Annotated in this window: 8 protein-coding genes; 4 read left to right on the forward strand and 4 right to left on the reverse strand. The window is 70.7% G+C overall.

Features of this window, described 5'->3' with window-relative positions; genetic code table 11:
* Positions 1–59: 59 nt before the first annotated feature.
* Genes C5B96_RS08295 through C5B96_RS08305 form a run of 3 tightly spaced genes read left to right on the forward strand, consistent with a single transcriptional unit; the run spans position 60 to position 3,289 of the window.
* The gene (locus C5B96_RS08295; protein WP_146078123.1) at positions 60–1,208 is read left to right on the forward strand and encodes a sensor histidine kinase; all 1,149 of its coding nucleotides are present in this window, start codon (positions 60–62) and stop codon (positions 1,206–1,208) included.
* Positions 1,205–2,527 carry a hypothetical protein gene (locus tag C5B96_RS08300; protein WP_104244784.1) on the forward strand — a complete coding sequence of 441 codons (1,323 nt, stop codon included), beginning with the start codon at positions 1,205–1,207 and terminating at the stop codon, positions 2,525–2,527. Before C5B96_RS08295 ends, C5B96_RS08300 begins: the two co-directional genes overlap by 4 nt.
* Before the next feature lie 57 nt (positions 2,528–2,584).
* Positions 2,585–3,289, forward strand: a complete 705-nt coding sequence (locus C5B96_RS08305) for a response regulator transcription factor (RefSeq protein ID WP_104244786.1) — start codon at positions 2,585–2,587, stop codon at positions 3,287–3,289.
* Here C5B96_RS08305 and C5B96_RS08310 read toward each other — a convergent pair.
* The 4 genes from C5B96_RS08310 to C5B96_RS08325 form a co-directional block, all read right to left on the reverse strand.
* A complete protein-coding gene (locus tag C5B96_RS08310) occupies positions 3,238–4,548 on the reverse strand; it encodes an MFS transporter (RefSeq protein WP_104244787.1) in 1,311 nt (436 codons plus the stop codon). The genes C5B96_RS08305 and C5B96_RS08310 overlap by 52 nt on opposite strands.
* A 66-nt stretch (positions 4,549–4,614) precedes the next feature.
* The gene (locus tag C5B96_RS08315) at positions 4,615–4,917 is read right to left on the reverse strand and encodes a thiamine-binding protein (protein WP_104244789.1); all 303 of its coding nucleotides are present in this window, start codon (positions 4,915–4,917) and stop codon (positions 4,615–4,617) included.
* Positions 4,917–6,344 carry a glycosyltransferase 87 family protein gene (locus tag C5B96_RS08320; protein WP_104244791.1) on the reverse strand — a complete coding sequence of 476 codons (1,428 nt, stop codon included), beginning with the start codon at positions 6,342–6,344 and terminating at the stop codon, positions 4,917–4,919. The genes C5B96_RS08315 and C5B96_RS08320 overlap by 1 nt, the downstream gene beginning before the upstream one ends.
* Positions 6,345–6,723: 379 nt before the next feature.
* Positions 6,724–7,605, reverse strand: a complete 882-nt coding sequence (locus C5B96_RS08325; RefSeq protein ID WP_104244793.1) for an ADP/ATP-dependent (S)-NAD(P)H-hydrate dehydratase — start codon at positions 7,603–7,605, stop codon at positions 6,724–6,726.
* 68 nt (positions 7,606–7,673) lie between these two features.
* On the opposite strand from C5B96_RS08325, the gene C5B96_RS08330 reads away from it, so the two are divergent.
* The gene (locus C5B96_RS08330; protein WP_104244795.1) at positions 7,674–8,759 is read left to right on the forward strand and encodes an NADH:flavin oxidoreductase/NADH oxidase; all 1,086 of its coding nucleotides are present in this window, start codon (positions 7,674–7,676) and stop codon (positions 8,757–8,759) included.
* The last annotated feature ends 8 nt before the right edge of the window (positions 8,760–8,767 follow it).

Here is an 8,767-nt window from a genome sequence, read left to right on the forward strand (position 1 = left end):
TCGGCGCCCCGCGTCACGAGCGATCCCCCGTTCGGGGGCTGGGCACTAGCATTGCGACTGTGATCAGGCGACTCGAACCCTTGCTGCGCACCGCAGCCTGGGTCGAGGGGTGGGTCTTCACCCTCTCGTCGCTCGTCTGCCTGGCCATCGCGGGTGACACGCCGGGGTACGTTCTCGCCATCGGCCTGCCGCTCTACGCGATCGTGCTCGGCGGGTACCTCATGATCGGGCGGTTGCCCGGGATGCTCTGGGTCGCCATCACGACGTTCGCCGCGCTCTCGCTCAGCTACCTGCTCGGCAGTGTCGTCGCCGAGCACCCCCCGCTGCTGAGCGCCCTGCTCCTGCTCTCGGGCGGTGGCATCGGAGCGCTGGCGATCGTGCTGCAGGGCTCTCTGCCCGGCCGGTTCTACCTCGCGCTCGCCTTTCTGCTGAACCTGGTCGCCGCGTTGCCGTCGCTGACCAGCGAAGAGGCCGTGCAGGCCCTGACGATCTTCATCGTGGGCTGGTCGGTGAACGTGATGGTCGGCATCTGGATCACCGACAGCGTGCGGCGGGCCCGCGGCCGCATCGCGCGCCTCGGCACCGCACACCAGGCGGAACGCCGGGCCAGCGAGCTCGAAGCGCAACGGCGGCAGAGCGCCCGGCTGCTGCACGACACGGTGCTCGCCACGCTGACGCTGCTGGCGCACTCCGGGAGGGGCGCCGATCCCGATGCGCTGCGCGTGCAGGCGAGCGACGACGCCGTGCTGCTGCGCCAACTGCGGCTCGGCGAGACACCGACGCCCCGGTCATCCGGAACCTACAACCTGCGCACCGACGAGCTGGCGCCCGTCGCCCAGAGCATCAAGGCCCTGCAGCAGCGGTTCAAGCGCCGGGGGCTCGACGTGCACTGGCACGGCAGCGGCGGCGACATCATTCTGCCGCCTGCTGTGCGGAGCGCCTTCCTCCTCTCGCTGGGCGAGTGCCTCGAGAACGTCAGGCGGCACGCCCAGGTCGACCAGGCCGACGTGACGATCACGCAGGATGCGGGAGGCGTGCGTGCGATGGTCACCGATTCGGGCGTCGGTTTCGAGACCGACGGCGTCGAGAGCGGGCGGCTCGGTATCGCCGAATCGGTCGTCGCCCGCATCCGCGACGTCGGCGGCAACGCCCGCATCTTCTCGGCGCCGGGAGCCGGCACCACCGTCGTACTCGAGGTGCCGCGGTGAGCGCGCCGATCGACGGGCTGGGCGAGAGGGATGCCGCCGACGACGTCGACGCCTACCCCCACCCCGCTTCGACCCGGCCCGGAACAGACGCCGAAGAACAGGGCACGGGCCTCCTCACGCGGCTGGTGCGCGCCCGCACACTCGGACCGGAGGCGCTCGAGTCGCTGCGCAAGGATGTCGCGTCGGACTCGCGGATCGGCATCGGCTACCTCGGAATCGGCGCCATCGTCGCTGCCGTTCTGCTGAGCATCCGCGGCATCGCGATCTTCGTTCTCAACTGGAACGCCTACGTCAACCCGTGGCTGACCCTCATCGCCTGGCTGATGATCGCCGTGGCGATGGCGGGTGCCTGCATCGTGGGCAACAGTCGCGGCAGCCACGTGCCGACGCCCGTGTACTCGGTGGTGCTGGTGCTGGTCGCGGGGGCCGTCATCCTCGACCTGGTGTCGTCGCACGGCTTCACGCCACCGAACCCCGAGGTCACGGTGATCGTCGGCGCGGGGGCCACCCTGCTGTCGCTGGTCGCGTTCCGGCCGCTCAACCAGCTCATTCTGGCCACGGTCGTTCTCACGGTCTTCCTGTTCGTGGTCACGATCGTCGGAGCGAGCGCCGACGCGGGTGCGACGAGGCCGCAGATCGAGGTCATCGTCGCCGCCCTGGCACCGACGCTCATCGCCATCCTGATCGTCAAGTCGTTCAGCCGGTTCATCGACCGGGAGCTCGACCGCACGCTGGTCGAGAGCACCATCTCGTCGCCGCGGTTCGCCGTCGGCATCCTCGGTTCCGACGAACTGGCGCGGCTCGACCGGCGGGCCGAAGAACTGCTGAGCGACGTCGCCTCCGGCCGCATCCCGCTCCCCCTCGACACCGAGCAGTCGGCCGCAGCAGCGGCCCTCGCGAGCGATCTGCGCCGCCGGCTGATCGCGGGGCGGCGCCAGACCTGGCTGCAGCACGCCATCGACGACTCCGAGGTACTGCGCCCGACCGTGACGCTCGACGACCCGGCCGGGCTCGCGGGCTACCTCGAGCCGGAGCAGCGCGAAGGGCTGCTCACCGCGATCTGGTTGATCGCTGCGTCCGCGTCGCGGCAGCAGCCGGTGATCGCCATCACGGTCGGCGACGTGGTTGACCCCGATCAGGGGGGTAGAACGGATATGATGGTGTTTCCGATGGAGATTTCGATCCAAGGCATTCCACGCCGGCGTATCGATGTCACGATCTGGGGGGCGTTGGATCAGGTGGGGCAGCACTCGGAGAGTGGGCGTCACGGGTCCATCGAGATCCGGATCACTGCAGAGGTGCAGACCCCCGAAGCGTAAGAGGGCAGACCCCCCGAAGCGCACGAGGTCTGGCAGCCGAGAACAGGGAGGCTTGACATGCCGACGACGCATGAGAATATCCGACTCGCCATAGTCGACGACCACCGCATGCTGCTCGGCGCCCTGACGGAGTGGATCAGGGGGGCGGCCAGCGACATCCAGATGGTCGCGGCGGTGACCACCTGGCCCGACCTGCTGACGAGCCCCGAATTCCCCGTCGACGTCGTGCTGCTCGACCTCGACCTGAAAGACAACCTCCCGATCTCGGTCAAACTGCGTGCGCTGAAGTCTGCGGGCGTCAAGACCGTGCTGATGAGCACCTACTCCGAGCCGGTCGTCGTTCGCGAGGCCCTCGCCGCGGGCGCGCTCGGCTACCTCGTGAAGAGCGAGGAGGCCGACATGATCGTCGAGGCCATCCGCTCTGCGGCGAAGGGCGAACCCTTCATCTCGAGCGAACTCGACCTCGCCCTCAGCTCACAGGAGGAGGGCGGGTCGCCCAAGCTCAGCGCGCAGGAGCGCCGCGTCATGGCGCTCTACGGCGGGGGCGAGCCGGTGAAACAGGTCGCCGAGCAGCTCAGCATCTCGGAGGAGACGGCCAAGAGCTACCTCAAGCGCATCCGCGAGAAGTACCGCGTGGTGGGCATCGATGTGGGAACCAAGGTCGCGCTCCGCAAGCGGGCCATCCAGGATGGTCTGCTCATCCAGGACGACTATTTGACGAACCCGGCCGAGGCGACCGTCGACGCGAGCCGCCGGGACTGAGCCGCCTCCTCCGCAGCCGCCTCCGCCTCCGCCCGGCGCCGGCGGCTGAGGCGCTCGACGGTGAACGACGTGGCGGCGATGAGGATGCCGAGCACGGTCAAGACGATCCCGGCCCCGATCGGGGCCACGTAGCCGAGCCCGATCGAGAGGGCGACGCCGCCGACGATGGGGCCGAGCGCGTTGCCGAAGTTCAGCGCCGAGTGGTTCAGCGCAGCGGCGATCGACTGGCTGTTACCCGCGACATCCATCAGCCGCGTCTGGATCATCGGGGAGATGGATGCCGCGGCGGCACCCACGAAGAACAGGCCGACGAACAGGCCGACGGGGCTCCAGACGAACAGCAGCAACTCGAACAGGGTGACCAGGAGCAGCCCGAAGCAGAGCAGCATGGAGCGCTTCAGGTTGCGGTCGGCCGCCCGGCCGCCGAGCAGGTTGCCCACGGTCATCCCGATGCCGACGACCACCAGCGCCCACGGAACCACCGACTCGGGCAGGCCCGTGATTGTGGTCAGAATGGGCGAGACGTACGTGTAGACGCAGAAGAACCCGCCGAAGCCGATGGCGCCGATCGCGATGGCGAACCACACCTGCGGCCGACCGAACGCGCTCAGCTCGTTGCGCATGGTCGCGGTGCGGTCACCCGGCTGGTTCGGCACCGTGAGGGTGACCGCGACCAGCGCCAGAACGAAGATGGCCGCCACGACCAGGTACGACACGCGCCAGCTCGAGTTCTGCCCGATCCAGGTGACGAACGGCACGCCGACCACGTTCGCCACGGTGAGCCCGCCGAGCACGAGGGCGACGCCCTGGCCGCGCTTGTTCGGGCCGAGAAGCGACGCCGCCACCAGCGAGGCGATGCCGAAGTAGGCGCCGTGCGGCAGGGCCGAGACGAAGCGGGCCAGCAGCACGAGGCCGAACGTGGGCAGCAGGGCGGAGGCGACTGTTCCGAGGATGATCGTGCCGAGCAGCACCATCAGCACGACCTTCCGCGGCCAGCGTGCCGCGACGGCGGCGATCGTCGGAGCACCGACGACGACCCCGGCGGCGTACGCCGTGATGAGGAGGCCGGCCTGGCCGTTCGCCTGCTCGGCGGACTGGGCGAACAGCCCCGGGAGCAGGTCGCGCGCGAGGTCGGGCAGCAGGCCCATGGCCACGAACTCGGTGCAGCCGATGCCGAAGCCGCCGAGGGTGAGCGCGAGCAGCGCAAGACGGATGCGGGCCGGCGTCAGCTGCGCGGGCCCCGAAGAAGTGGCGGTCACCCTTCCAGCCTACGGCCGTTCCCGCCCGAAATCGAATCGATTCGATTTCGGGCGGGCGGGCTGAGGCTACTCGCCGAGGGCGCGCTCGAGGCGGTCGACCTTGGCGGTGAGCTCGCCCGTGTAGCCGGGGCGGATGTCGGCCTTCAGCACCAGCGAGACGCGGGAGCCGAACGCGCCGACGGCCTCCGTCGCGCGCTTGACGACGTCGAACACCTCGTCCCACTCCCCCTCGATCGTCGTGAACATCGCGTCGGTGTGGTTCGGCAGGCCCGACTCGCGCACGACGCGAACGGCCGCGGCGACGGCGTCGTGCACCGAGGCATCCAGAGCCTCGCCACCGGAGGGAGCGACAGAGAACGCAACGAGCATCAGATGACCACCTTCTGTTGGAGCGGAGCGACGGGCGTGGCTGCCCTCACCCGTGCCCGGAGGAGCGCCCGCACGGCGAGCACGAAGAGAACACAGACGAGCACGTTGCGTACGGTCAGCGTCAGCAGCATGAACGTGTCGAGTGAGATCAACCAGTCGTAGTAATAGGGGTAGATGATCTGCGTGAGGGCTCCGAGCACCGCGGTGATGATCGCGAAGAGGCGGAACCGCCGCCCCTGCCAGATGAGCCCCAGAATGACCGGCGCTGTGAGCCAGAGCATGAACTGCGGCGAGCCGACCTTGTTGAAGACGATCAGCGCGGTGACGAGCGCCAGGGCCAGTGGCGGCAGCACGGCCGTCACAGAGGCGCCGGTGCGCACCACCCAGATGCCGAGCAGCAGCACCGCGAGAACGGCCAGCGCGAGCAGCGGCGTGGTGAGCACGTCGGCGATCGGCGCCCCGTTGCCTTTCACCTGGAAGGTCAGAATGTCCTGGTCGTAGTACACGACAGACCCGGGCAGGCGCAGGTAGGCGAGCCACATCCACGGCGTGCTGACGGGCGCCTCGATCTGCAGGCCGCGGCCGGTCTGCTGCGTGACGAAGCTGACGAGGTTCGCGCCCGCCCCGAGAGCGAGACCGACGCCGGCGATCACGGCGGCCGTGGCTGCGGCGGCGATAGCCAGGGTCCACCGGCGCTTCACCGCGATCATCAGGGCGACGACCATGGCGATCGGCCACACCTTCACCCAGGTGGCCGCCGCCAGCAGCACGCCGGCAACGGCGGGGCGACGGATGGCCAGCAGAAGCCCGACGATGACGAGCGCCACTTCGAAGGTGTCGATGCGGCCGAGGGCGACGGGTCCGAGCAGCAGCAGGAACAGCAGCCACCACCACGCGGCGACGAAGCGGATGTTCGGGGCGAAGCCGGTCGGGCGGGCATCCGGGGCGACAGCTGCCGGTGCGACTACGTGCGGTGTGGCTGCCGGCGGTGCGGCAGTCGGCGGTGCGGCTGCGGCTGGTGCGGCAACGGTTGACATGGCACGGGGCGCACCGGGCGCACCGGCACCCGCACCGACGCTCGGCGCGTGTGCGCTGTCGGGCGCGACGGTCGTCGCACGCGAGTACAGGATGAACGCCAGCACGAGCCCGTTGGCGAGCGTCACCAGCAGCAGCCAGGTGGTTCCGTAGAGGCCCGACCCTAACGCCATCGCAGCCACCATCGGAACCAGCGCCAGCAACGGGTACACCCACGGGCCGTCGATGCCGACCCAGTACCCCTTGAAGCCGTTGTTCACCCACGTGTCGTAGACGGCCGTGACGTCACCCCACGGCAGGGTCGGGGCGGTCAGCCCGACGTAGCCGAGCCAGAGGTGGATGGCAGCGAAGACGCTCCAGATCAGCAGGGGGTGAAGGGCCAGTCGACGCACCCCGCCATCTTATGCGCCAGCGCCCGTGCGGCGCGGCGCGGGGCGCTGTTGGCCGGGCGGCCGGCCCGGCACAGGGTGGCCGGCGTCCAGACCCGGCGTGGCGCGGGGTCAGCCAGCGCGGCACGGGGAGTCGTCCGCCGGGTCGCCGGGCGTGCGCGGGGCGCCGTCGGCCGGGGCCGCACCGGCGAGGGCGGCGGACGCCTAAAGCCGGCGCGGGTCGGGACCGGGGGCCCCAGCTGGCGCGGCGCGGGGTGAACCGGCGGTGCGGGGCCAGCCGGCGCGGCGCGGGGTCAACTGGCGCGGCGCGGGGCCGGAGGCCGGCGGGCGCGGGTCAGGCGGCACCGACCGGCGTGGTCAGCCGGCGGCCGGCTGCGGGTCCTCAGCCGGCGCGGAGGGCCGCGATCACGGCGGGAACCGCCTCCGCGATGTCGAGCGCCACGATCGGCCCGCCCGCCGAAGCGCGCTCCCCCGCGAGCCCGTGGATGACCGCCGCCGCGGCGGCCAGGTCGGCGAGGCGGGTGGGTTCGGCATCCAGAGCCTGCCGGCGCGTCGCGACCAGCGCGCCCAGGATGCCCGCGAGCACGTCGCCCGAACCGGCCGTCGCGAGCTCCGTCGTCGGGGCGGTGACGCGCAGGCCTCGGCCAACCGAGATCTGCCCGTCGCCGTCGCGGCTCGCACCGACCACGTGCGTGACGTGCCCCTTCAGCAACACGGTGCAGCCGAGCAGCCGGGCCGCGTGCTCCGCCCAGGCAGCCGGCTCGGCCGTGACCTGGGCGCGTGTCACGTCGACGCCGCGCGCACCGAGGAGGGTGACGAGCTCGCCCGCATGCGGCGTGATCACGACGGGGCCCGACGCGTGGTCGATGAGGTCGAGCGCTCCCGCGTCGATGACCGTCGGATCGCCTGCGCCGAGCGCCGCGACGAGCGCAGAGGTCACCGACTTCTCGCGGCTGGAGGCATCCATGCCCGATCCGACGAGCCATGTCTGCACCCGGCCCTCTGCAGTGACGACCTCGGGGCGACGCTGCAGCACGAGCCGCGTCGCCCGGCCCGGGCCGAGGTAGCGGAGCATGCCGACGCCGGTGCGGCTCGCGCCCTCCACACCGAGCACGGCCGCCCCCGGAAAGCTCGCCGAACCGGTCATCACCCCGAGCACCCCGCGGGTGTACTTGTCGTCATCGTTTCGGGGCGGGTCGACGAAGGCTCGGGCATCCGGAGCCTGGAAATCGGACCAGAGGAGCGCTGCGGTGTCTTCGGGCATGTCTCTTACGATAGGTCGTTCATGCCGCTCGCGGAATATCTCGCACGCCAACGTTCTTGCACCTTTCCGTGACTACTGCGACGCTCTTCAGCCCCCTGACCATCCGTGAGACGGAATTCCGCAACCGACTGTGGGTGGCACCGATGTGCCAGTATTCGGCCGAGAAGCAGGACGGGGTGCCCACCGACTGGCACCTCGCCCACCTCGGCTCGTTCGCGAGCGGCGGCGTCGGCCTGATCATCACCGAGGCGACGGCCGTGACGGCGGCCGGGCGCATCTCGCCGCAGGACCTCGGGCTCTACAACGACGAGCAGCAGGCCGCGTTCACCCGCATCAACGCTCTGCTGCACGAGCAGGGCACGGCCACGGGCATCCAGCTCGCCCACGCGGGCCGCAAGGCGTCGACGTTCCGGCCGTGGGCCGACGACAAGGGAACCGTGCCCGAGTCGCTCGGCGGGTGGCAGACCGTCGCGCCATCGGCGATCCCGTTCCCCGGCTACGCCACACCGGTCGCGCTGACCGTGCCCGAGATCGAACAGATCGTCGAGGACTTCCGCGTCGCAGCACGCCGTTCGATCGACGCGGGCTTCGACGTCATCGAGCTGCACGCCGCCCACGGCTACCTCATGCACGAGTTCCTCTCGCCGCTCAGCAACGAGCGAACGGATGCCTATGGCGGCAGCCTCGAGAACCGGGCGCGCTTCGTGCTCGACGTGGTGCGGGCCGTTCGCGGCGAGGTCGGCGAGGGCGTTCCCCTCTTCGTGCGCTTCTCGGCGACGGACTGGGTCGAGCAGGGCGGCTGGGATGTCGAGCAGACGACCACGGTCGCCGGCTGGGCGCGGGATGCCGGTGCCGACTTCTTCGACGTCTCGAGCGGTGGCAACGTGACCGGCGTGAAGATTCCCGTCGCGCCTCTGTACCAGGTCGAGCTCGCGGCGCACCTGCGGTCGGAGGGGAACGTGCCGGTCAGCGCGGTCGGCCTCATCACGACCGCCGCGGAGGCGGCAGAGGTGGTGGCCTCGGGCCGCGCCGACGCGGTGATGATGGGCCGGCAGTTCCTGCGCGACCCGCACTTCGCGCTGCGCGCCGCCCACGAGCTCGGCGTCTCGCTCGACTACTGGCCCCCCCAGTACGCCCGCGCCCTCTTCCGCTAGCCCCCCTC

The sequence above is a fragment of the Subtercola sp. Z020 genome, from assembly GCF_002931235.1.
Lineage (GTDB): Bacteria > Actinomycetota > Actinomycetes > Actinomycetales > Microbacteriaceae > Subtercola.